At 72.7% G+C, this 20149-nt stretch carries 23 protein-coding genes; 10 read left to right on the top strand and 13 right to left on the bottom strand.

What is annotated here, in order from left to right:
- Positions 1–79: 79 nt before the first annotated feature.
- Complete coding sequence (locus ACSNOH_RS14765) at positions 80–625, bottom strand: GNAT family N-acetyltransferase (protein ID WP_436721770.1); 546 nt, start codon at positions 623–625, stop codon at positions 80–82.
- Between the two features lie 393 nt (positions 626–1018).
- On the opposite strand from ACSNOH_RS14765, the gene ACSNOH_RS14760 reads away from it, so the two are divergent.
- A complete protein-coding gene (locus ACSNOH_RS14760; protein ID WP_436721769.1) occupies positions 1019–1813 on the top strand; it encodes a VOC family protein in 795 nt (264 codons plus the stop codon).
- A gap of 85 nt (positions 1814–1898) precedes the next feature.
- Here ACSNOH_RS14760 and ACSNOH_RS14755 read toward each other — a convergent pair whose 3' ends face one another.
- Complete coding sequence (locus ACSNOH_RS14755) at positions 1899–3242, bottom strand: MFS transporter (RefSeq protein WP_436721768.1); 1344 nt, start codon at positions 3240–3242, stop codon at positions 1899–1901.
- Positions 3243–3352: 110 nt separating this feature from the next.
- On the opposite strand from ACSNOH_RS14755, the gene ACSNOH_RS14750 reads away from it, so the two are divergent.
- Genes ACSNOH_RS14750 through ACSNOH_RS14725 form a run of 6 tightly spaced genes read left to right on the top strand, consistent with a single transcriptional unit; the run spans position 3353 to position 9487 of the window.
- The gene (locus ACSNOH_RS14750; protein ID WP_436721767.1) at positions 3353–4423 is read left to right on the top strand and encodes an ABC transporter substrate-binding protein; all 1071 of its coding nucleotides are present in this window, start codon (positions 3353–3355) and stop codon (positions 4421–4423) included.
- Positions 4413–5621 carry a FecCD family ABC transporter permease gene (locus ACSNOH_RS14745; RefSeq protein ID WP_436721766.1) on the top strand — a complete coding sequence of 403 codons (1209 nt, stop codon included), beginning with the start codon at positions 4413–4415 and terminating at the stop codon, positions 5619–5621. Before ACSNOH_RS14750 ends, ACSNOH_RS14745 begins: the two co-directional genes overlap by 11 nt.
- On the top strand, positions 5618–6421 hold the full coding sequence (locus ACSNOH_RS14740) for an ABC transporter ATP-binding protein (protein ID WP_436721765.1): 804 nt from the start codon (positions 5618–5620) through the stop codon (positions 6419–6421). The genes ACSNOH_RS14745 and ACSNOH_RS14740 overlap by 4 nt, the downstream gene beginning before the upstream one ends.
- 48 nt (positions 6422–6469) lie before the next feature.
- Complete coding sequence (locus tag ACSNOH_RS14735) at positions 6470–7348, top strand: Rossmann-like domain-containing protein (protein ID WP_436721764.1); 879 nt, start codon at positions 6470–6472, stop codon at positions 7346–7348.
- Complete coding sequence (locus tag ACSNOH_RS14730) at positions 7345–8460, top strand: GHMP family kinase ATP-binding protein (protein ID WP_436721763.1); 1116 nt, start codon at positions 7345–7347, stop codon at positions 8458–8460. The genes ACSNOH_RS14735 and ACSNOH_RS14730 overlap by 4 nt, the downstream gene beginning before the upstream one ends.
- On the top strand, positions 8381–9487 hold the full coding sequence (locus ACSNOH_RS14725) for a pyridoxal-phosphate dependent enzyme (RefSeq protein WP_436721771.1): 1107 nt from the start codon (positions 8381–8383) through the stop codon (positions 9485–9487). Before ACSNOH_RS14730 ends, ACSNOH_RS14725 begins: the two co-directional genes overlap by 80 nt.
- Here ACSNOH_RS14725 and ACSNOH_RS14720 read toward each other — a convergent pair.
- Entirely contained in the window at positions 9429–9629 is a 201-nt protein-coding gene (locus tag ACSNOH_RS14720; RefSeq protein WP_436721762.1) for an antitoxin, read from the bottom strand. The two genes, ACSNOH_RS14725 and ACSNOH_RS14720, sit on opposite strands and share 59 nt — an antisense overlap.
- Positions 9630–9738: 109 nt before the next feature.
- Positions 9739–10461, bottom strand: a complete 723-nt coding sequence (locus ACSNOH_RS14715) for a class I SAM-dependent methyltransferase (RefSeq protein ID WP_436721761.1) — start codon at positions 10459–10461, stop codon at positions 9739–9741.
- A gap of 209 nt (positions 10462–10670) precedes the next feature.
- Between ACSNOH_RS14715 and ACSNOH_RS14710 the strand changes: the two genes are divergently transcribed.
- Positions 10671–11159: a cupin domain-containing protein gene (locus ACSNOH_RS14710; protein ID WP_436721760.1), complete on the top strand. Its 489-nt coding sequence runs from the start codon at positions 10671–10673 to the stop codon at positions 11157–11159.
- A 68-nt stretch (positions 11160–11227) separates the two neighbouring features.
- On the opposite strand, the gene ACSNOH_RS14705 is transcribed toward ACSNOH_RS14710, so the two are convergent.
- The gene (locus tag ACSNOH_RS14705; protein WP_436721759.1) at positions 11228–12571 is read right to left on the bottom strand and encodes a PLP-dependent aminotransferase family protein; all 1344 of its coding nucleotides are present in this window, start codon (positions 12569–12571) and stop codon (positions 11228–11230) included.
- 76 nt (positions 12572–12647) lie between these two features.
- Between ACSNOH_RS14705 and ACSNOH_RS14700 the strand changes: the two genes are divergently transcribed.
- Positions 12648–13238 (top strand): hypothetical protein, encoded by a 591-nt coding sequence (locus tag ACSNOH_RS14700; RefSeq protein ID WP_436721758.1) that lies wholly within the window; start codon positions 12648–12650, stop codon positions 13236–13238.
- 371 nt (positions 13239–13609) lie between these two features.
- On the opposite strand, the gene ACSNOH_RS14695 is transcribed toward ACSNOH_RS14700, so the two are convergent.
- The 6 genes from ACSNOH_RS14695 to ACSNOH_RS14670 form a co-directional block, all read right to left on the bottom strand.
- The gene (locus ACSNOH_RS14695; protein WP_436721757.1) at positions 13610–14056 is read right to left on the bottom strand and encodes a lasso peptide biosynthesis B2 protein; all 447 of its coding nucleotides are present in this window, start codon (positions 14054–14056) and stop codon (positions 13610–13612) included.
- On the bottom strand, positions 14053–14316 hold the full coding sequence (locus ACSNOH_RS14690) for a lasso peptide biosynthesis PqqD family chaperone (protein ID WP_436721756.1): 264 nt from the start codon (positions 14314–14316) through the stop codon (positions 14053–14055). Before ACSNOH_RS14690 ends, ACSNOH_RS14695 begins: the two co-directional genes overlap by 4 nt.
- Complete coding sequence (locus tag ACSNOH_RS14685; RefSeq protein ID WP_436721755.1) at positions 14313–16223, bottom strand: asparagine synthase-related protein; 1911 nt, start codon at positions 16221–16223, stop codon at positions 14313–14315. The genes ACSNOH_RS14690 and ACSNOH_RS14685 overlap by 4 nt, the downstream gene beginning before the upstream one ends.
- A gap of 18 nt (positions 16224–16241) precedes the next feature.
- Entirely contained in the window at positions 16242–16379 is a 138-nt protein-coding gene (locus tag ACSNOH_RS14680; protein WP_436721754.1) for a lasso RiPP family leader peptide-containing protein, read from the bottom strand.
- 95 nt (positions 16380–16474) lie between these two features.
- Positions 16475–17326 carry an NAD(P)H-binding protein gene (locus ACSNOH_RS14675; protein ID WP_436721753.1) on the bottom strand — a complete coding sequence of 284 codons (852 nt, stop codon included), beginning with the start codon at positions 17324–17326 and terminating at the stop codon, positions 16475–16477.
- Positions 17323–17466 (bottom strand): hypothetical protein, encoded by a 144-nt coding sequence (locus ACSNOH_RS14670; RefSeq protein WP_436721752.1) that lies wholly within the window; start codon positions 17464–17466, stop codon positions 17323–17325. The genes ACSNOH_RS14675 and ACSNOH_RS14670 overlap by 4 nt, the downstream gene beginning before the upstream one ends.
- A 94-nt stretch (positions 17467–17560) precedes the next feature.
- Between ACSNOH_RS14670 and ACSNOH_RS14665 the strand changes: the two genes are divergently transcribed.
- Complete coding sequence (locus ACSNOH_RS14665) at positions 17561–18217, top strand: TetR/AcrR family transcriptional regulator (RefSeq protein WP_436721751.1); 657 nt, start codon at positions 17561–17563, stop codon at positions 18215–18217.
- A 35-nt stretch (positions 18218–18252) separates the two neighbouring features.
- On the opposite strand, the gene ACSNOH_RS14660 is transcribed toward ACSNOH_RS14665, so the two are convergent.
- Both ACSNOH_RS14660 and ACSNOH_RS14655 read right to left on the bottom strand, forming a co-directional pair.
- Positions 18253–19140, bottom strand: coding sequence for a nuclease (locus ACSNOH_RS14660; RefSeq protein ID WP_436721750.1), 888 nt, complete (start codon positions 19138–19140; stop codon positions 18253–18255).
- Positions 19141–19253: 113 nt separating this feature from the next.
- Positions 19254–20120 (bottom strand): hypothetical protein, encoded by an 867-nt coding sequence (locus tag ACSNOH_RS14655; RefSeq protein ID WP_436721749.1) that lies wholly within the window; start codon positions 20118–20120, stop codon positions 19254–19256.
- Between the last annotated feature and the right edge of the window lie 29 nt (positions 20121–20149).

The following is a 20149-nucleotide window of genomic DNA, read 5'->3' as shown; positions in this document are numbered from 1 at the left end:
TAGGGTCACGCCGGACGCGAGAGACGCGTGATCACGGGACGGGAGGTTGATGAATATGGGTGCCGCCGGCCCCACGGGGTCACGGCTGGTGGCAGTCCGGCTCGGTGAGCTGGAAGCGGGCCACATCGCCTTCGGTGGACCGGCGGAGGAAGCCCGCCTTCTCCAGCACGCGGATGGAGGCCGGGTTGGACAGTTCCGCGCCCGCAGCCACGGTGTGGACGCCGGGTGCTGCGAGGGCGAAGGCCGCCAGGGCCCGGGTGGCCTCGGTGGCGTAGCCCCGGCCGCGGCGGGAAGCGACGATGCCGTATCCGAGCTCGACGGTTCCCTCGGTGGGCGGCCAGAACAAGCCGATGGAGCCCACCACGAGGCCGCTGTCACGCTCGACGACCAGACGGTGGCCGTGTTCGCCGAGCCACGCGGGGTGCTGTCCGAAGAGGCCGGCTATGACGCGGTCGCCTTCGGCGGGGAAGTCGGCCGCCCAGTCCGCCGGCCTGGGGCCGTCGAGGACGGCGGAGGCTTCGGCAGCGGTCCACGGCCGGAGGACGAGACGGCCGGTGGTCAGCTGTGCACCGGCTGACGCGGCAGCGGAAGAGGCAATACAAGAAGAGGAAGAAGAGGTGGACACGTGTCACTCCTGGTCGGTGGAACGACCCGGACCGCGCTGCGCTATCGCACGGGCCGGGCGAGGGCATGCTGAAGTCGGCCGGCGGCAGCCATATTCATCAACCTCCCGTCCCGTGATCACGCGTCTCTCGCGTCCGGCGTGACCCTAGCAACCCTCCCGGGTCTGCGCCACGGCATTTGATCCGAGGTCAGTTCTCGTTAACGGGCCGGTGGTGAGTGCTGACTGCTCCGGTCCGGGTGGTTCCGGAGTGGCGAGCTCGACGGGCGGGGAGCCGCTGGAAGGATCTCGCCGTGACAGCTGACGGACCGCTGGCGGACCGCGCCGTGCCTTCCCGGCCCGGGCGGTCCAGCGGCAACCCGCATCCGCGTCGGACCCACGACGAAGGGCCACACCATGCTGACGACCATGTACGTCCCCGGCGCCCCCGACTGGCTGGACCTGGGGAGCCCGGACACCGATGCGAGCGCCGCCTTCTACTCCGCCGCCCTGGGCTGGGAGTACCGGTCCGCGGGGCCGGAGGCGGGCGGCTACGGATTCTTCCGGCAGGACGGCAAGACGGTCGCGGGCCTCGGTCCGCTGACCGAGGAAGGCGCGCGCCCGTCCTGGACGGTGTACTTCCACACCCCGGACGCCGACGCCACCGCCAAGGCCGTGGAGCAGGCCGGCGGCAGGGTTCGCGTGGCCCCGTCGGACGTCTTCACGTACGGGCGGATGGCGGCCTTCACCGATCCCACCGGCGCGGACTTCGCCGTCTGGCAGCCCGGTGACACCGGCGGCATGGAGGCCGTCGCCGTCCCCGGCAGCCTGTCCTGGGTGGAGCTCTACACCACCGACGCCGCGGCGGCGAAGGCGTTCTACGACTCCGTCTTCTCCTGGCAGACCAGGGACGTGCAGATGGGCCCGGAGCTGACCTACACGGTCCTGCGGCCGCTCGGCACCGGTGAGGAGTCGGACCACGGCGGGCTGATGCAGCTGCCTCAGGAGAACATCGATGCAGGATCGACGCCGGAGTGGCACCCGTACTTCGAAGTGGCCGATTGCGACGCCGCGGTCGCCAGGGCCGCCGGGGCCGGGGCCGTCGTCGTCATCCCGGCCATGGACGTGCCGGGGATCGGCCGCATTGCCATGTTCATCGACCCGGTCGGCGCGGTCTTCGCCGTCATCAAGAGCGCCGGTCCGGGCGGCTGACAAGTGCGTCCCGGCGCGTCCCTGAGGGAGCGGCCCCGGCCGGTGAGGGAAGGCGGCCGGGGCCCGCGCTGCGACGTGCCGGCCGTCAGTCCTCCGTGGCTGTCGCTGTCCCTGTCCCTGCCTCAGTCCCTGTCGCCGGATCCGTGCGCGCGAAGTGGCGGGCGGTGGGCACGAGCGCCGCCGCTGCCGGTACGAGGAAGCAGGCGGCGGCGCACGCGGCGAGGACGGGCGTGACCCCGAACGTGCCGACGGCGGGGGCGATGAGGGCGAGGCCGACCGGTGCCAGGCCGTAGGAGACGAGGAAGTCCAACGAGGAGACGCGGGCCAGCTTGTCCGGGGCGACCTCGCGCTGGGTGGCGGTGAACCAGGGCACGTTGAACAGCTCGATGCCGGTCCCGGCGACGGCGTACGCGGCGACGACCACGAGCGGGTGCACGGCCAGCGTCAGGCTCAGCGGCGCGAAGCCGTACGCGGCGAGCCCGGCGAAGGCGGCCCAGCCCTGGGAGCGCGGCCGCCAGCGAGCGATGACGAGGGCTCCGCCGAGCGCTCCCACCGTGTACGCGGTCATGGCCGCGGCCAGGACCCACTCGGTGCCGTAGCGGTCGCGGCTGATCAGGGGGAGCGCGACGCTGGTGGCGGAGTAGCCGAGGGCGATGACGGCGACGAGGGCGGCGAGCCCGGCGAGGAACCAGGGGTGGCGGCGCGCCTCCCGTATGCCTTCGAGGAACTCGGCGCGGAAGCCCGCGCGCGGAGCGGGGCCTGCGGGTGCGCCGGCCGGTTCCGCCGGCGCGGAGGCCTTGCCCGGGACGAGCGCGGCGACCAGCCAGAGCAGGCCGATGCCGAGCAGGAGCGTCCGGACGTCGAGGAAGGCCGCGAGCAGCGCGGTCAGGGCGGGCCCCGCAAGCGTGGAGCTCCGTACCGCCATGGTCATGGCGGCGTTGGCCTGCTGGCGGTGCTCGGGGGCGACGGTCGCTGCGGTGAGTGCCTGGAAGGCGGGGCGGCAGGCGCCCTGTCCGGCGCCCGCGAGGGCGGCGGCGGCCGTCATCAGCACCAGGGAGCGGCCGAGGCCGGCGGCGAGGAGGGGTGCGGCGACCGCGGCGGCCAGGGCGGACCACAGGACGACGGCGCGGTGGGAGTGCCGGTCGGCGAGGACGCCGCCGACGGTGACGGCCACGAGGAAGCCGGTGGTGCGTGCGGCGAGGACCAGGCCGAGGTCGGCGGCGCCGAGGTCGTGGTGCAGGACGGCGAGTCCGAGGACGAAGGGCAGGGCCCAGGTCGCCAGCCCGGAGGCGGTGGTGCCCGCCCACAGGCGCAGGAACGCGGTGTCGCGGAGGACCGAACGCGGGGGCGGGGCAGTGGATTTGGTCGCTTCCGGTGCGGGGGCCGGTGCGGGCGCCGGCGTGGATGCCGGCGGGGGTGTCGTCGCCACGGGTGTGCGTGCTCCTTGGGGCTGGGGCGCGGTTCGGCGAACCGCACCCGGCTTGCGTTAATGAAAATGAATACCATTACAGTACTCTTCGAACGCGGCACTCCTGCCCGGTGCACGACAACACCCACTCCCAGACCGGAGACCCCATGCGCCACCCCACCCGCCTCGGCATCGCCCTGACCCTCGCTCTTGCCACTGCGGGCTGCTCCACGGCAGCCGGCGACGGCTCCAGGACGGACGCCGGATCCGGTACCCGTGCCTCCGCCGAGGCGGCTTCCGTCACGAGCTGCGGCCGCCGGGTGTCCGTCGCCGGACCCCCGAAGCGGGCCGTCGCCCTGGACCAGACCTCGACCGAGACCCTGCTCGAACTCGGGCTCCAGGACCGGATGGCGGGAACGGCCAACCTCAAAACGAAGATCCCCGCGCAGTACGGGGCCGCGTACGCCAAGGTCCCGGTCATCGCCCCGAAGATCGCCACCGGCGAGCAACTGCGGGCCGCTAACCCCGACTTCGTCGTCGCCGGCTCCAAGGACCTCTACACCAAGGACCGCGCCGGCACCCGCGAGGAGCTGGCCTCACTCAAGGTCCCCACCTTCGTCAGTGCCGTCGACTGCCCGCAGCAGAACCCGGCCGGCAAGACCCCCTTCGAGCTCCTCTTCTCCGACTACGAGAACCTCGGCAAGGTCTTCGGCACCGAGGAGCGGGCCCGCAAACTCGCCGCCGGCCAGCGCGCCGCGGTCGCCGAGGCCGGGAAGAACGCCTCCAGGGTTCCCCGGGGCGACGACCGGCCCACCGTGGTCTACCTCTACTCCGTCTTCAACGGCATGCCGTACGTGGCGGGCAAGAGCGGCCTGCCCAGCGAGATGAGCCGGATCGTCGGCGCGAAGAACGCTTTCGACGACGTGAACGAGGACTGGCCGGAGGTCTCCTGGGAGGAGGTGGCCGAGCGCAACCCGGACTTCATCGTCATCGGCGACCTGTCCGAGCGCGGACGGCCGGGCGACAGCGCCGCCGAGAAGCGCGCCGCGATGACCGGGCACCCGGTGGTCTCCAAGCTGGCGGCGGTCCGTGACAACAAGATCCTCGAAGTGCCGGGCATCGAGCTGGACCCGTCCGTGCGCTCGGTGCACGCCCTGGGCCTGCTGGCCAAGGGGATGAAGGACCTCGGATATGTCCGCTGACCCGATCGCCCCTGGCCCGGTCGCCCCTGGCCCGGTCGCCCCGGGGGAGACGGCGGACCTCCTGCTTCCCACGGCGCGCGGGCAGGTGGCGACGGAGGCCACGGCGCGCGGGCGGGTGGCGACGGAGGCCACGGCGCGCGGGCAGGTGGCGACCGAGGATCCCGTCACCACCCCGCGCTCCGGCCGGTCCACCGCCACCCAGGCCGTCTTCTTCCTCCTCGCCGCGCTCGCCCTGGCGGGCTCGGTCGCGGCAGCCGTGCGCGTGGGCACCGCGGACGTGGGCTGGACCGGCCTCGCCCGCGCCCTGGGCACCCGGCTCGGCCTGGACGTGGAGCCCCTGCCCCCGCTGGTGGACTCCCTCGTCTGGGACCTGCGGCTGCCGCGCGTGCTGACGGCCGCCCTTGTCGGTGCCTCGCTCGCCGTGTGCGGCACGGTCCTCCAGGCGGTCACCCGGAACGCGCTCGCCGACCCCTACCTGCTCGGCGTCTCCTCCGGCGCATCCGCCGGAGCCGTCACCGTCGTCGTCCTCGGCGTGGGCGCGAGCGCGCTCGGCGTCACCGGGGGCGCGCTCACCGGCGCGCTGCTCTCCTTCGGGCTGCTCCTGCTGCTCCTGCGGCGCACCGGGCTGGACTCGGCCCGCATCGTCCTCACCGGCGTCGTCGTCGGCCAGCTCTTCACCGCGCTCACCTCCCTCGTCCTGATGGCCTCGGCGGACGCGGACACCACGCGGGCCGTCACCCACTGGCTGCTGGGTTCGATGGCGCCGGCCCGGTGGGACACCGTCGTGGCCTGTGCCGTCGTCACCCCGCTCGGGCTGCTGGCCGCGTGGCTCTGCTCGAACGCCCTCGACGGGCTCGAGTTCGGCACGGACACCGCCGCCTCCCTCGGGATCGGCGTGCGGCGCACGCGGATGCTGCTGCTCGTCGTCACGGCCGTGCTGACCGCCGTCGCGGTGGCCACCGTCGGCGCCATCGGCTTCGTCGGGCTGATCGTCCCCCACGGGGTGCGGTTCCTCGCCGGATCCCTCCACCGGGTGCTGCTGCCCTGCGCGGCGCTCGCGGGCGCGGTGTTCCTGGTCTGGACGGACGCGCTGGCGCGCATCGCCTTCGCGCCCCGCGAGGTTCCCGTGGGCGTGATCACCGCACTGCTGGGCGTGCCCCTCTTCCTGCTAGTCCTGCGCAAGAGAGGCGAACTGTGAGGATCACCGCCGAAGCGCTGAGCTGGTCGGTGGCGGGCACTCCCGTCGTACGCGGCGTCAGCGCGGACATCGCTCCCGGCGAGACGGTCGGTCTGCTCGGGCCCAACGGCTCGGGCAAGTCCTCGCTGCTGCGCTGCCTGGCGGGCCTGCGGACCCCTGATGCGGGCACGGTCCGCTACGACGGTCAGTCCGTACGGAACTGGAGCGCGCGCCGGATCGCCCGCCATGCCGCCTTCGTCCAGCAGGACGCCGGCGCCGACAGCGACTTGAAGGTGGCCGACGTCGTGGGCCTGGGACGGACCCCGTTCCGCGACCGCTGGCGCGGGCCGGACGCCACCGACCGGGCGGTGGTCGCCGCCGCGCTGGAGCGCGTCGGGCTCGGCGCGCTCGCCGGCCGCTCCTGGAAGGCGCTGTCGGGCGGCGAGCGGCAGCGTGCCCACATCGCCCGCGCGCTCGCCCAGCAGCCGTACGCGCTCCTGCTCGACGAGCCCACCAACCACCTCGACGTCAGACACCAGCTGGAACTCATGCAGTTGCTGACCGGCACGGAGCGGACCGTTCTCGTCGCGCTGCACGACCTGTCGCTCGCCGCCCGCTACTGCGACCGGCTGCTGCTCCTGCACCACGGCCGCCTGATCGCCTCGGGCACCCCCGCCTCCGTCCTGACCGCCGAGCGGCTCGCCGAGGTCTTCGAAGTGGACGCCGAACTCACCACCGATGCCCTGGGGCATCCGCAGGTCGCCTACCGGGGGCCGGTGGGCAGCCCGGCAGCGGCACAGGCTCCGCAACCGGCCTCTTAAAACTCTTAAAACCCCTTAAAACCTCACCACCCCTGTGAAAGGAACCCCATGACGCATACGCACCCGGCCCCTTCCCTCGCCCCGAACGCCCCTTCCCTCGCCCCGAACGCCCCGGCCGTCGACGGGCTCATCGAAGCCGTCCTCGCCGGCGAACACGGCCCGCTCCCCTCCGGGCTCGTCGCCACCAGCGTGTTCTGGATCCACCACGGCACCCGCCTGGCAGGCGGCGACACCACCTACCTCAACCAGTACGTCCTGGTCCGGCTCGGCGGCTCCTTCGGCGGCTGCGCCTTCGAAGCGGGCGAGATCGACCCGTCGGTCTGCCGCGACGCCTCCGGCACCCCGCTCGACGTCCTGCTGCGCGAGTCCCCGCGCCCCTTGCGGATCGCCGCCCTCGACGCCTACCTCTCCGAGACCCGCCCGCACCGCGCGGCCGCCGCAGCGGGCCGGGCCGAGGCCGTCACCCTGCCCGCCGGCACCCCCGAGGTCCGAGCGAAGGCCCGCGACGCGGCCATTGCCGGGCTGCTGGACATCGAGCCGGGCGCGAAGGTCGGCCTCATCGGCGTCGTCAACCCGCTGGTCGCGGCGATACGCGAGCGCGGTGGCGAACCGCTGCCCTGCGACTTCAACCTCAGGACCACCCAGTGGGGCGACCCCGTCACCGACGACATGCATAAGGTGCTCGACCGGGCCGAGGCCGTCGTCGCCACCGGAATGACCCTGAGCAACGGTTCGTTCGACACCATCCTGGAGCGCTGCCGGTCCCGCGGCGTGCCCTTGATCGTCTACGCGCAGAGCGGCAGCGCCGTCGCCCCCGCCTTCCTCGGCGCGGGCGTGACCGCCCTGTCCGCGGAACCGTTCCCCTTCTCCCAGTTCAGCGCCGAGGAGACGGTCCTGTACCGCTACCGGGCGGTGGGCGGCGCATGATCCCCGCCGCCCCCGGGGCCGGGCCCGGTGCCGGTGCGCTCCCCACCGGCACCGGACACGCCCCCTGCCACCACGGCGAGCTCCTGCAGGGCGTCTTCCTCGACGGCGACGGACGCCGGTGCGCGGGCCTGGTCACCCTCCCCATGGCCGGTCCCGGCAGCAGCGCCGAGTTCGTCCGCCGCCCCGGCACGGAGCCCGGGGCGCTCACCGTCACGCCCGCCGACCGCACGAAGGCCGCACGGGCCGCGGCCCTCGCGGTGGCGGAGTGCGCTGAGCGGACCGGTCAGCCGCCCTGCGGCGGAGAACTGCGGCTCACCGGTGACATTCCGGTGGGCCTGGGCATGGGCAGCTCCACCAGCGACGTCATCGCCACCGTGCGCGCGGTCGCGGACTCGTACCGGCTGCGGCTGACTCCCGGAGCGGTCGCCCGCCTGGCCGTGCGCGCGGAACAGGCCTGCGACCCGCTCATGCTGGACGGCCGCCCGGTGCTGTTCGCCCAGCGCGAGGGCCGGGTCCTGGAAGTCCTCGGCCCGGCCCTGCCACCACTGGCCGTGGTGGGCTGCACCCTCGGCCGCGGCGCGCCCGTGGACACCCTGTCCCTGCCCGCCTACGAGCCCGCAGACAGCGACGTACGGGCCTGGGAGCGGCTGCGCACCCGGTTGCGCCGGGCCCTGGCGACCGGCGACGTGCACCTGCTCGGCCAGGTCGCGACCGCCAGCGCGCGGCGCGGCCAAGAGGTGCTCGCTCACCCGGAGTTCGACGCGCTGGCCGTGATCGCCCGCCGGGTCGGGGCCGCGGGCGTCCAGATCGCGCACAGCGGAGCCGTGGCAGGCGTGTTGTTCGACCCGGCCACCCCGGGCCTGCGGCACCGCGTCCGCAGCTGTCTGCGCGCCCTGGACTCCCACGGCATCCCCGCCACCCGGATCTTCACGACGTTCACCACCACCAAGGAGCTCCTCCATGGACGCAAGGGACTCGACGGACTCGACGGCCCCGGCAGCCTCAGCGGTCTCGACGGAGCCGGCGGCCTCGATGGACCTGCACATCGCGGAGGCGATCGGCAGGCCGGACCTCGTACGCCTCGACGACCGGCTCGTCTGCCTGCGCTTTGAGACGATGAAGGTGGTCTCCGCGCTCGCCGCGGTGCGCCACCTGCTCGACACCGGGGCCGTACGGCGCGGCGACACCCTGCTGGACAGCTCCAGCGGCATCTACGCGTACGCCCTCGCCCTGGCCTGCCACCGGCACGGCATGCGCTGTCACATCGTCGGCTCGACGACGGTGGACCGCACGCTGCGCACCCAGCTCGCCGTCCTCGGGGCGACGCTGGAGCAGATGGAACCGTGCAGCGACCTCAAGCTCGACCAGAAGCGGCGCGTCGAGCGGATCCACGAGATCCTCGCGGAACACCCCGAGTACCACTGGATGCGGCAGTACCACGACGACATCCACTACCTCGGCTACCGCGCGATCGCCGACCGGATCCGCGGGACGACCGGCGCCGACGGGCTCACCGTCGTCGGCGGGGTGGGGTCGGGCGCCTCGACCGGAGCCCTCGCCCGCTACCTGCGCGACGGCTCCCGGGGCGCCACGGGCCCGGCGGACGTCCAGCTCGTCGGCGTCCAGCCGTACGGCAGCGTCACGTTCGGCGCCGAGCACGTCTCCGACCCCGAGATCATCATCGCCGGGATCGGCAGCTCCATCCCCTTCGGCAACGTCTCCCACGAGCTGTACGACACCCTGCACTGGATCTCGTTCGACGCGGCGCTGGCCGGCAGCGTCGACCTGCTGCGGCGCCACGCGGTCTTCGCGGGCCTGTCGACGGGCGCCGCCTACCTCGCCGCCCGGCACGAACGCGAGCGCTCACCCGGGCGGACGGTCCTCTTCATCGCGGCCGACACCGGACACCGCTACGTCGACTCCGTCTACGCCCGGCACCGCGAAGCCGCGCCGGTCACGGACTTCGCCCCACGGGAGGTCTCCGACCAGAGCCGGCTGGCCCTGCCGTGGTCCCGGATGAGCTGGAACCGGGCACCGGCCCCGGCGGGCGGCCGTCCGCCCGGCACGTCGGAGCCGCTCGTCAGGCCTGGGGCGGACCGTCCTGGTCGCGCCCCTGATCAGAGCCCAGCTGCTGCTTGAGCTTCTCCTGGGCGGTGTCGACCTGGCTGCTGTACTTGCCCTGGGTGTTGTCGTCGACAAAGTCGCCGGCCTTGTCGATGCCCTTGCCGGCCTGCTCCTCGTGCCCTTTCAGCATCTGCTTGAGCTTGTCCATCACGGACATCGCGCACCTCCTGGAGGGGTTCCCAACCCCTCCAGGATCGCGTTTCGTCTCCCGCCCCGCATCTGCTGGCGGACGTCCGTCCGCAGACACGCGACGCCCGTTCCGCGCCTCAAGCGGACCTGGCGTACGTGCAGAAGTGTTCCCCCGGGCTCGCCCCGGTGAAGTCGAACCCGCATTCCTGCAGGAGGCCCGTCGCGCGGGGACCGGGCCAGACGCGGAAGACGCATCGCTGGTGAGCGACCACCTGCCCGTCCTGCCGGAGAAAGTAGTCCTTGACCAGCCGGTCGTCGGAGACGGCTTCGACCGTCTGCGTGTACACCAGCCCGTCGGGCAGCACCTGCTCGTAGTCGCTGTGGGGGCGCTGGACGGCGATGAGCAGGACCCCGCCGGGCCGCAGGGCGGCGTGCAGGCGGCGCAGTGCCCGGACGTTGCCGTCGTGGCCGGGCAGGTGACTGCCCAGCGCGGCCTCGGCGCCGGTCCGGTAGTGCGCCCAGACCCCGCCCACGGAGAACGCGCCGTCGAAGGCGGAGGGCGCGTCGAGCTGCTGGATGTCCTGGTGGAGCAGCCGTACCCGCTCGCCCAGGCGCGCGCGGGCCTGCGCCAGCATGCTTTCGGTGTGGTCCAACCCGGTCAGCCGCAGCCCGTCGACATCGTCGACGTCGTGACGGAGCAGCCGCTCGCACACCAGCCCCGTACCGACGCCGAGTTCCAGGACGTCCCGGCGGCCCCGCAGGAGACCTGCCAGTTCGGCCGCGTATGCGTCGTAGTCGTAGTAGCCCGATGTCATGATCAGGTCGTAGTAGTCCGACAACCCTGTGTATGTGTTGACCACGCGGATGACGCTAACAATGCGCGTCCGGACGGCACCAGGTGCCACGCCTGCCCCTCGGTGAGCGCTTCGACGGCGCCTGACACCCGGCGAGCGAGCCACCGGCTTCGCCCGGGCATGGCCCAGTGAATCACTGCGGAAGTGGCCCACGGGCACGGGCTGCCTCGCGCATACGGTCGGGCCATGACGACGGGCCACCCCGAGGAGCTGCCATGCGAGTCATCCCCGCAAGCGTGACCGGTACGCGGATTGCGTCCTTTCTCCTGGCGGCCGGTGCCGTGACCGCAACCGCCGCATGCACCTCCGCAGCGGGACGCGAGCCCGCCGCGGAACCGGCCACCACCGCCGCGGCCTCACGGCAGCCGGCCGCGCCGCCCTCGCCTCTGGTCGAGCAGGCGCTCCCGAACGTCAAGGGCAAGACGTTCACCTCCCGGGTCGTGGACTTCCCGCCCGGCGGACGCGCCGCACCCCACCGGCACGGCGAGGCCTTCGTCTACGCCTACGTGCTCGAAGGCGCCGTGCGCAGCAGGCTCGACAACGAACCGGTGCGCACCTACCACCGGGGCGAGAACTGGGTCGAGCAGCCGGGCGCCCACCATGTGACCACGGAGAACACCAGCACGACGGAACCGGCGAGGCTGCTGGTCGTCTTCGTCTCCACCACGGGCGACGAACTCAAGGTGGACGACCCGCCACGGTAGACGGCCGGGGCGGGCGGGGAGCCGGGCGCGCCGCCGCCCGTCCGGCACCGGCGGTGTCAGCGGCGTTCTCAGCGGCGGGCGTTGACGAGCGCCGCCAGGTGATCGAGCGCCTCGTACGCGGTGGTGACGGGCGGCCGGCTGTAGCCGATGATCAGCCCCTGTGAGCGGGGCGGGCCGTGCCAGAACGGCCCCAGCCCCATCAGCGCGAGGGACCGGGCCCGGGCACGAGCGATCAGCGGCTCCTCGCCGGCCACGGGCAGAACGGCGTGGAGTCCGGCGGCGATCCCGGTGAGGGGGAGACCGGCGGCGATGAGGTGGTCGCGCCGGCGGCGGTATTCGGCGCGGGTGCGGCGGACCTGGCGGTCGTAGTGCCCGGCGCCGATGAGGCGGGCCAGGGCCAGCTGGTCGAGCGGCGGGGACTGGTGGCGGAAGACACGGTCGGCCACGGGCCGGACGAGGCGGGGCGGGAGCGCGAGCCAGCCGAGGCGCATGGCGGGCGCGAGGGTCTTGGAAGCGGTGCCCCCGTAGACGACCCGGGACGGGTCGAGCGCCTGCAGCGCGCCGAGCGGCTTGCGGTCGAAGCGGTACTCGCCGTCGTAGTCGTCCTCGATGATGTAGCCGTCGACGCGCCGGGCCCAGGCGACGAGCTTCCTGCGCCGGGCGGGGCTGAGGGTGGCGCCGAGGGGGAACTGGTGGGCGGGTGTCGCCAGCACCAGGCGGGCGGGTGTGGCGGCCAGCGCGGTGGTGTCGAGGCCGTGGGCGTCCACCGGGACGGGGTGGATCGTCAGCCCGGCGCGGGTGACGACCTCGCGGTGGATGCCCAGGCAGGGGTCTTCCATGGCGATGTGCCGCAGACCCAGGTCGCACAGGGTGGTGGCGAGCAGGGCGAGGGCGTCGGCGAAGCCACTGGTGACCAGGATCCGGTCGGGGCCGGTGGTGACGCCGCGGGCGCGGTTGAGATAGCCGGCGAGCGCCCGGCGCAGTTCGGGGCGGCCCTGCGGGTCGTCGTAGCCCAGGACGCCGGGGCCCGAGCGGGTCGCGGCCCGTACGGCCGCGGCCCAGGCGGGAGCGGGGAAGAGCGTGGTGTCCGGAACGCCCGGGCGCAGGTCCCAGCGGGGCGCGCCGGCGTCCCGGGGCGGCCCGGGTGCCTCCGGTGTGACGGCCGGGCCGTCGCCGTCGCGGGCCACGCGGGCGGGCGCTCCCTGGCGCGTGACGATCCATCCCTCGGCGGCGAGTTGGGCGTAGGCCTCGGTCACGGTCCCGCGCGCGACGGCGAGTTGGGCGGCCAGGGCGCGGGTGGAGGGCAGCGGGCCGGGCGCTCGCAGGCGTCCGGTGCGGATCGCGTGGCGTATGGCGTCCGCCACCGCGGTGTTGAGCGGTAAGGAGGCGTCGAGGTCGAGATGGAGGTCCATGACTGGACCACTCTACGTGGCCTCTACTGGCCCGGATTGATGGACCAGCCGGACGCGGCGGACCTACGGTGCGGCCATGAACTCACAACAAGGGATGGCGACGAAGAACCGGCGCGTGGCACGGGCGATGCGGACGCTGCACCGCCGGATGGAGCACGCGGGGGAGAGCCTCGCGGCCTGGCGGACGATCACCGTGGTGGCACGGCTGGCGCTGGCCGCCGGCTTTCTCTCGGCGGTCGCCGACCGGCTCGGCCTGTGGGGACGGTACGGCACCGGGAGGGTGGCCTGGGGGACCTTCGACGCCTTCATGGCCTACACCGGCACCCTCACCCCGTATCTCTCCGGAGGAGGTCTGCGGACCGCGGCGGTGGCGGCCACGGTCGCCGAGACCCTGCTGGGTCTCGCCCTGCTGTGCGGGGTGGCGCTGCGCTGGACGGCCTGGCTGAGCGCGGCGATGCTGTGCGTCTTCGGGCTGTCGATGGCACTGTTCCTGGGCCCGGAAGCCCCGTTGACCTTCTCGGTGTTCAGCGCCCTGGCCGCCTCGGCGCTGCTTGCCATGGCCCCGCGCGAGGCCATGGTGCTCACCATCGACCGCTACGTGACCCGCGGTCGCCGCGGACGCGGCGAGGAGTCTGACCGGCGTGACCGCTCCTGGGCCGTTGTGTGAGTGCCCGTCTCTCAAGCGGCCTGGATCAGCGAGCGGCTCACCCCGGCCTTCCGCCGGATGATCACCGGCACGCCGGCGTCGCACCTCCCCGGGGACGCCGGCACGTCCGCACAGACAGGGCCAGGGGTCCTGACCGGCTCTCCCGGCACCCGCCGCGGCCAGGACCCCGCCCTCCTGCGATGCGCCGACGCCGCTCCCGCTCGGACACCACCGATGCCGAATGGGCCTTGACCGAAGCCGGCTTGGGGCTCGCGGTCTTCACGTGGGGGGTGCGCCAGGGGTTGTCCGAGCGGGGCGTTGTGGTTCGGGCAGTCGTTGTGCTCTCTCGGTTCGCTGCTGTTCGGCCGCGCCGCCGGTCGAGGCGCGGTCCGCTACAGCTGACCGGGCCGGGGCGGGCCCGATCCAGGAGTGACCGGCACGGTCATCAGCCGGTGGTAATGCCCCGCCGGGTATGGCTCACCGACGGGGATGCCGTTGACCTCGACCCATGCGTGGGCACGAAACGGTGCGGTGCGTACTCCGGTGCACCAGTCGGGCCAGACGCCGCGCGTCCGGCAGAGCAGCACGGTGGCCACGGAACGTTGCAGACACCCCTCGCCGGCACATCGCGCGCTGACCGCGACGACGGCGCTGCGCGCGGCGAGGGCTTGTTCGACAGTGGCGGGGGTGGCTCCGCGCCGGGCCAGTGAGAGGAACCGGCGCAGGTGGTGGGGCTTCAGCCGGACCAGCAGCCGAGCGGCGGTGACGGCCAGGAGCGCCGGCAGGCGGCGGTGAAGAGGCAACGAGTCCCGGTCGGCCGGCACCATCGCCTGGCTCATACGCGTACCACCAGCCGGGCTGCGATGAGCGCGTCGAGAAACGAGGAAATGTCGTCGTCGGCGCGCTGTGCAGACAGCTGAGGGAAACCCTCACGGAGCCTGCGGGCGGCGTCCTCGGGCGGTGTGCCGTCCAGCAGGGTGTGCAGAACGCGTGCGGCTGTGCCGTTGAGCTGCCAGTAGCGGCCGGAGACTTCGTCGAGCAGCACCATGCCGTCCTCGGTCCGCGTCGCGCAGACGCCTTGGCGCAGGGCGAGGCTCATGGCGCTCCTGTGATGGTCGCGGTGGTCGCGGTGCTCGGTGGGCGGGTGCTTGCGGCGTGGGAGCGGAGCCAGATCTCGGCGCCCAGGCTGGGACTGAGGGGACGCAGCGCGGCCGGGTCGGGGTGGACGCCGAGCAGGTTCGTGCGGATGGCTGCGGTGTCGATCAGCCCGGCGCGGGCGAGCTGTGAGTCGTCGAACAACTCCACCAGCGCGGCCCGGTTGCGGCGCAGGCTGACGTGGAAGTCGACGCTGTATTCGCCCTTGGTCTGCCGCCGCAGAACGGAGTCGGGGACGATTCCTTCCATCGCGGCGCCGAGTACCGGCTTGTAGCGGCCGGGCGTGCTGCGTTCGGGCACCCGGATCGCGAGCGCCGCTTCGAGCACGCTGTCGTCGAGGTAGGGCGCGGCGTACGCCGGCCCCTCGCGGGAGAAGACGTGGTCCAGTTGACGGACACCGCGCGCACCGGTCTGTGCGCACATGAGCGCCGCGTGCTGTCCGCGCCGGGGCGCGAGGGGCTCGGCGGTCTCGGCGGCCTCGCGGAGCAGGCTCTGCACGGCCCGCACCGCGTCGGGCGTCGCCCACGAGGGCATGCGCAGGTCTGCGCCCCATGCCGTCGACGGGGCGCGGCGGCCGGGAACAGGGGGAGGGGGCTCCGGCTCGGTGAGGCTGTCCGCCCAGGCGGCCATCCACTGGCCGAACGTCCTGCGGTCCGCGAGTTGACGCAGCAACTGCCACAGGGGCCAGTGCTGAAAGGCGCGGTGCGTGCGGATACGGGCCCACGCCGCCAGCGGATGGCTTCGCACGTAGTCGTGCAGGTGCGGGGGAAGCGCGGTGAACAGTTCGTCCCCGCCTCCGCCCATCATGTGCAGGCGCGATCCCCGGCCGGTCATCAGCTGGGCGGTCGTTGCGATTCTGGCGCTGTCCCGCACCCAAGGACCCGGCTCGTCCGTGGGCACAGTGCCGGCGGTCAACCTTGTCAGGCCGCTGTACCACAGAGGCCATTCGTCACGGGAGGGCGTCACATGCTCGACGCCGGGAAGCATGTCGCCGGCACGAACGGCCCAGGCCGTGTCGTCGTTCCCGGGGTCGAGGCTCTGCCAGCGAAAGGTCACCAGCCGGGCTCCGCCCGGCCGCCTCCGGGCTTGCTCCCGCGCGGCCAGGAAGCACAGGCTGGTGGAATCCAGGCCTCCTGACAGGTCCGCGCTGACCGTACCGCCGCCGGCCGTGCAGGCGTTCACCGCGGCGACCAGCGCCTCGCGCACCGCGGGCGCCCCCTGAACCAGCGTGAGCTCCGGATCCGGCGGACTCCACCACCGCTGCGTACGGGCCCGCCCGTCCGGCTCGATCAGCAGGCAGTCATGGGCGGGCAAGCCCTGCACGCCCGCCCACACGCACCGGTCGTCCAGCGGGTAGGGAGGAGGCGAGGCCAGCAAGTGAAGAGCCAGCAGCCGCTCATCCACGCCCGCCCCGGCCGCTGCGCTTCCCGCGGCCGCCGATGCGAGCCTGTCCGATCGGTCGGCGGCCACCACCACCCCGCCCACGCGCGCGTGAAAGAGCCGCCGGACCCCGGATGCGCTGCCCCGGGCCCGGACCCTGCCGTCCACCGAGGCCACAAGATGAAAACTGCCCGCCAGACCCCGTGCGGCCCCCTCCACATCCGCGAGGTCACGGACCTGCCCCGCCCGCGCGGACAACGCACCGGCGGTGACCGGGCAACGCCCGATCACCGCCAGCCGCCGCACCCCCGCCGCGCCCACCGTCACATGGCCGTCCGGCCAGCTGCCCAGCAGCCATGGCCGGCCGGAGTGGTGAGCGACGACCTCGGTTGCCCAGGGGCGCAGGAGTCGCGCGGCGGCCGCGCCCGATTCACCGTCCGGGAGGATGATGAACCACATGTCACCGGTCATCAGTTGACGGCCCCGGTCTCAGCTGGGGCCCGGGTACCACTCATAGGGAGGGAATCCGCCCTCGTAGAACGCCCCGAGGGCCTCACCGCGTGTCAGCTCGGCGAAATCACCGACCTCCACCATGACCGGCGGTTCGTACAGCTCTTGCTCGTCCATGGAACACCCTTTCCACCCAGCCGGGCGGTGCGGTAACCGCACCATGACCCTGAAATCCCCGGAATCCTCATGAACAGTCCATTCGGCGCAATCTGTCACTCGTTGGAGTGATGAAAGACTTGTTCCGCGTGTGCGCGGAAGCTGCGCGGCCGGCGGCCGGTGAGGCGGAGGACGGTGTCGGTGGTGCGGTCCTCGGCTCCTTCCGCGATCGTGCGGTCCATGCCGGCGAGCAGGGCGGCGAACCCGGCAGGCATCGTCAGGGCCAAGTGGTCGCTCATCTGCTCGTACGTCAGCTGCCGGTGGGTGACGGTATGTCCGGTCACCTCGCTGAGCACGGCCGCCACGTCACCGTAACTCAGCGCCTCCGGGCCGGTGATGACCAGGTCGCTGCCGGGCGCCCGGTCATCGGTCAGAGCGTGCTCGGCGACGGCCGCGATGTCGTCGGCGTCCACGAAGCCCACCCGCCCCTCGCCCGTCGCACTCAGGATCGTCCCCTTCTCGCGGATGCTGCGGGCGTGCAGGTGGTCGCCGGTGAAGTTCTGCATGAACCAGGACGGCCGCAGCACCGCCCACTCCTCGAACAGCGAGGGCAGGGCCCCGTGCACCTGCCCGACGGCCGGGCCTCCGGCGGGGATCGCCGATGAGCTGAGCAGGACGGCGCGGCGCACTCCGGACGCGCGGGCCTGCTCCAGGAAGGGCAGCATGACCTCGGCGGGGTCGGGAGAGGCCGGCGGCGGGACCAGATAGACGCGGTCGGCGCCGCTCAGGGCCGTCTCGTACGTCGTGGGGTCGTACCAGTCGAAGCCGACGCTGTGCGCACCGCGGACAGGAGCGGGGCGCCGGCTCGCGGCCCTGACCCGGTGCCCGCGGGCGGTGAGGCGCCGGACCAGTCGGCTGCCGGTGGTGCCGGTGGCCCCGAGGACGAGGGTGGTGAGGGGCGTGGTCATCGGCTGCTCCGTGCGAAGTCGGCCGCGTCGTCCTGGAGGACGGCGAGCGGGTTCCAGTAGTCGCGGGCCGGGATGTTCTTGTCGAGTAACAGCCGCAGGCTGTGGCGGAACAGGTCCGCCGGTTGAGCAGGCGTGGTCACGGGGCTTCCCTCCGATACGATACGGACCCGGGGTCCGGTTATGTCGCGCAAAGATACGGACCCGTGGTCCGTTTACGCAACCGGAGGGAACCCCGTGCCCGAACGCAAGCCCCGCGCGGACGCCGCACGCAACCGCGAGGCCGTCCTTGCGGCCGCCGACCGGCTCTTCGCCACCTGCGACACGCCCGAGGAGGTGACCATGGCCGACATCGCCGCTGCCGCCGGCGTCGGCAAAGCGACGCTCTTCCGCGGCTTCACCGACCGCACGGGCCTGATCCGTACGCTCTACGCGGCCCGGCTCGAACCGGTCCGCCGGGCCGTCACGGAGGGCCCGGGGCCCCTCGGGCCCGCCACTGCGCCGATGGAGCGCGTTCCCGCCCTGCTCGACGCCCTCCTCTGCTTCAAGCTCGACCACCAGCACCTCTCCCTGGCGCTGGAAGGAACCGGAACCGACAGCCCGTACCAGGCCGAGCACTACGACTGGTGGCACGACACGCTCCGCCGCGCGCTGGAACAGCTCCCGGCGTTCGAGGGCAGTGACTTCGCCGCGCACGCCCTGCTCGCGGCCGTCCGCGCCGACCTCGTCGACCATTTGGCCGGGCGGCAGAAGAGGCCTCGCGAGCAGTTGCGGGCGGAACTGGCCGCGTTCGTCAAGGGCGTCCTGAGCGGTTCAGGTTCAGGTTCAGCTGAAGGGTCAGGTTCCGGCTCCGGCAGGAGCCACGGCTCCGGCGGGGCGCAAGGCGGGCAGTGAGCCGCTTCCGGCTCGCTCCCGGCGGCACCGTCAGGTCACTTCTCGATGAAGGTGATCTCTTCCGGCTGGTGGGTCATCCGCACGGTGCGGCCGTTGGTGACCTCGATGACGTGGTGCAGGCCCGTGACGGACTTCGCGGGGGCGGACTCCAGGCGGAACTCGTCCGCCGCTCCGGCGAGGAAGGCGGGGAAGCAGGCCACCGACGGGTCGGCGGGGTTGAGTTCCAGGTAGTCCTTGAGCCGCCGGAACAGCTTCGGGAGGATGACCGCCCCGTGGTCGTCGTCCGTCAGCGAGGACATGCCGGTGACCTCGAAACCCTTCGTGGTCATGTCGACGCCGTCGGCCCACACACCCGCTTTGGCCGCCCTCGCCTCCTGGGCCGCCGTGCTGAGGACATCGCGCAGGTGGCCGGGCAGGCCGGCGTAGAAGGTCGGGTAGGCAAGGCCGAGCGAGAGCAGGTGGCGGTTGGCGGTGTTCTTCAGCAGCTTGTCGCTCACACTGGTCTCGTAGCCGCTGTACACCGGCGGCGTGCGGCGGCCGACGAAGGCGACGCACCGGCCGTGGACGTCGGCTCCGCGGGTGAGGATGAAGCCCGGCACACTGGCGGGGACGGTGGTGACGGTCTCGTCGTCGTGGCGCTCGACGCTGGTGAACCCGACCCACTTCAGCAGTTCGGTCGCGGCCTCGTGCGCGAGCCGCAGCGGCTGGTGCTGAACGGACGGCTGCTGGCCGTAGTGCGTCTCCAGCGCGTCGATGCCTTCCAGCCGGACGGCGGCACGGCCGTCCGGCTCGGGCACGATCTTCTTGCGGCCCGGGACGAGTTTCCAGTCGGCGACGTCGTCGGGGTAGAAGGGGATCGTGTCGCCGTCCGGCTGGGCCTTCTCCGGCACCTTGAACGAGCCTCTGATCACCAGCATCGACATGGCGACTCCACTCCTGTCCGTCACCGTACGTATGTGTCCGTGACCATACGTAGGTGAAGGTAACGCAAAATCGCGCGAGGGGGCTCCGGCGAGGGACCGGTCAGCCGCAGTCGTCACCCCGGGCGGAATGCGACGCGGACGCTGCTGTCCGCGGGAAGGATCATCACGCTGCCCTGCCGGGTGTTCCAGCCCTCGGGAATGACGAACATGCGGCTGTTGGACTGCGCGAGCAGGCGCAGCCCGTGGTAACGGAACTTGAAGCGCTGTTTCGGACCGCCGTCCGGCAAGACGGTCTCCTGCACGTTCGTGTGCCGGAAGTACAGGCGCTCGGCAGTGTCGACGACGATCTCCGGCCTGAGCCACAGTCTGCGAGCCAGATACCGGGCGTCGCTCCGGCCGTGCTGCTGCGCGTACGCGTTGACGGCCCAGAAGGAGGACAGCGCGATCAGTGCCGCGATGAGGACCAGGGCAGTTGTCTCGCGCGCGAAGGGGTAGGGGCGGCCCGTGCACTTGATCTGCAGCACCCTCCCGTAGAGCACCAGCACCAGCCCGCCCCCGAGGAGCAGCGGGGTGTCCAGTGCGCCGGCGCGCCAGACGGCGAATCCACCGAGCATGCCGAGGGCGAAGAGGAGGAATCCGGCAGCCATCAGAGCCATGGCGGCCCGGGTCAGGAGCGGTGCGAGGGCGGGCCGGGAGACAGCGAGGGAGGTGATGCACAGATAGCCGAGTGCGCCGAGGAGCCCGATGGCGAGGGTGATGCCCACGGGCATGTACAGGGCGCCCGCGCTGCGCAGCAGATAGTCCTGGGTGGAGAAGCCCAGGGTGGCGGCGTCGATGCCGAAGTATTCGTACAGGGCGTCGGTGTAGGCGAAGCCGAAGAACAGGAGCAGGCCGGTGAGGACCGTGGTGGGCGCCACGAACCCGGCGATGGTCTTGAGCCAGGCGCCCCAGGCCGGGCGGCTCGTACGCTCTTCCTCCACGGCGCACCTCGCAGCAGCTCGCTCCGGGC

It is taken from the genome of Streptomyces sp. URMC 127, assembly GCF_051386535.1.
Taxonomy (GTDB): domain Bacteria; phylum Actinomycetota; class Actinomycetes; order Streptomycetales; family Streptomycetaceae; genus Streptomyces.
Note: the sequence above shows the minus strand (reverse complement) of the source record. Positions and strands in the feature narration are given on the sequence as shown.

What these genes read in the sequence shown, in the direction of transcription:
- ACSNOH_RS14735 (WP_436721764.1), top strand. Translation starts at nt 6,470, where the DNA reads ATGACGCATACGCACCCGGCCCCTTCCCTCGCCCCGAACGCCCCTTCC.
- ACSNOH_RS14685 (WP_436721755.1), bottom strand. Translation starts at nt 16,223, where the DNA reads ATGACCGGTGACATGTGGTTCATCATCCTCCCGGACGGTGAATCGGGC.
- ACSNOH_RS14745 (WP_436721766.1), top strand. Translation starts at nt 4,413, where the DNA reads ATGTCCGCTGACCCGATCGCCCCTGGCCCGGTCGCCCCTGGCCCGGTC.
- ACSNOH_RS14725 (WP_436721771.1), top strand. Translation starts at nt 8,381, where the DNA reads ATGGACCTGCACATCGCGGAGGCGATCGGCAGGCCGGACCTCGTACGC.
- ACSNOH_RS14705 (WP_436721759.1), bottom strand. Translation starts at nt 12,571, where the DNA reads ATGGACCTCCATCTCGACCTCGACGCCTCCTTACCGCTCAACACCGCG.
- ACSNOH_RS14680 (WP_436721754.1), bottom strand. Translation starts at nt 16,379, where the DNA reads ATGGACGAGCAAGAGCTGTACGAACCGCCGGTCATGGTGGAGGTCGGT.
- ACSNOH_RS14700 (WP_436721758.1), top strand. Translation starts at nt 12,648, where the DNA reads ATGAACTCACAACAAGGGATGGCGACGAAGAACCGGCGCGTGGCACGG.
- ACSNOH_RS14760 (WP_436721769.1), top strand. Translation starts at nt 1,019, where the DNA reads ATGCTGACGACCATGTACGTCCCCGGCGCCCCCGACTGGCTGGACCTG.
- ACSNOH_RS14695 (WP_436721757.1), bottom strand. Translation starts at nt 14,056, where the DNA reads ATGAGCCAGGCGATGGTGCCGGCCGACCGGGACTCGTTGCCTCTTCAC.
- ACSNOH_RS14675 (WP_436721753.1), bottom strand. Translation starts at nt 17,326, where the DNA reads ATGACCACGCCCCTCACCACCCTCGTCCTCGGGGCCACCGGCACCACC.
- ACSNOH_RS14690 (WP_436721756.1), bottom strand. Translation starts at nt 14,316, where the DNA reads ATGAGCCTCGCCCTGCGCCAAGGCGTCTGCGCGACGCGGACCGAGGAC.
- ACSNOH_RS14710 (WP_436721760.1), top strand. Translation starts at nt 10,671, where the DNA reads ATGCGAGTCATCCCCGCAAGCGTGACCGGTACGCGGATTGCGTCCTTT.
- ACSNOH_RS14730 (WP_436721763.1), top strand. Translation starts at nt 7,345, where the DNA reads ATGATCCCCGCCGCCCCCGGGGCCGGGCCCGGTGCCGGTGCGCTCCCC.
- ACSNOH_RS14720 (WP_436721762.1), bottom strand. Translation starts at nt 9,629, where the DNA reads ATGTCCGTGATGGACAAGCTCAAGCAGATGCTGAAAGGGCACGAGGAG.
- ACSNOH_RS14660 (WP_436721750.1), bottom strand. Translation starts at nt 19,140, where the DNA reads ATGTCGATGCTGGTGATCAGAGGCTCGTTCAAGGTGCCGGAGAAGGCC.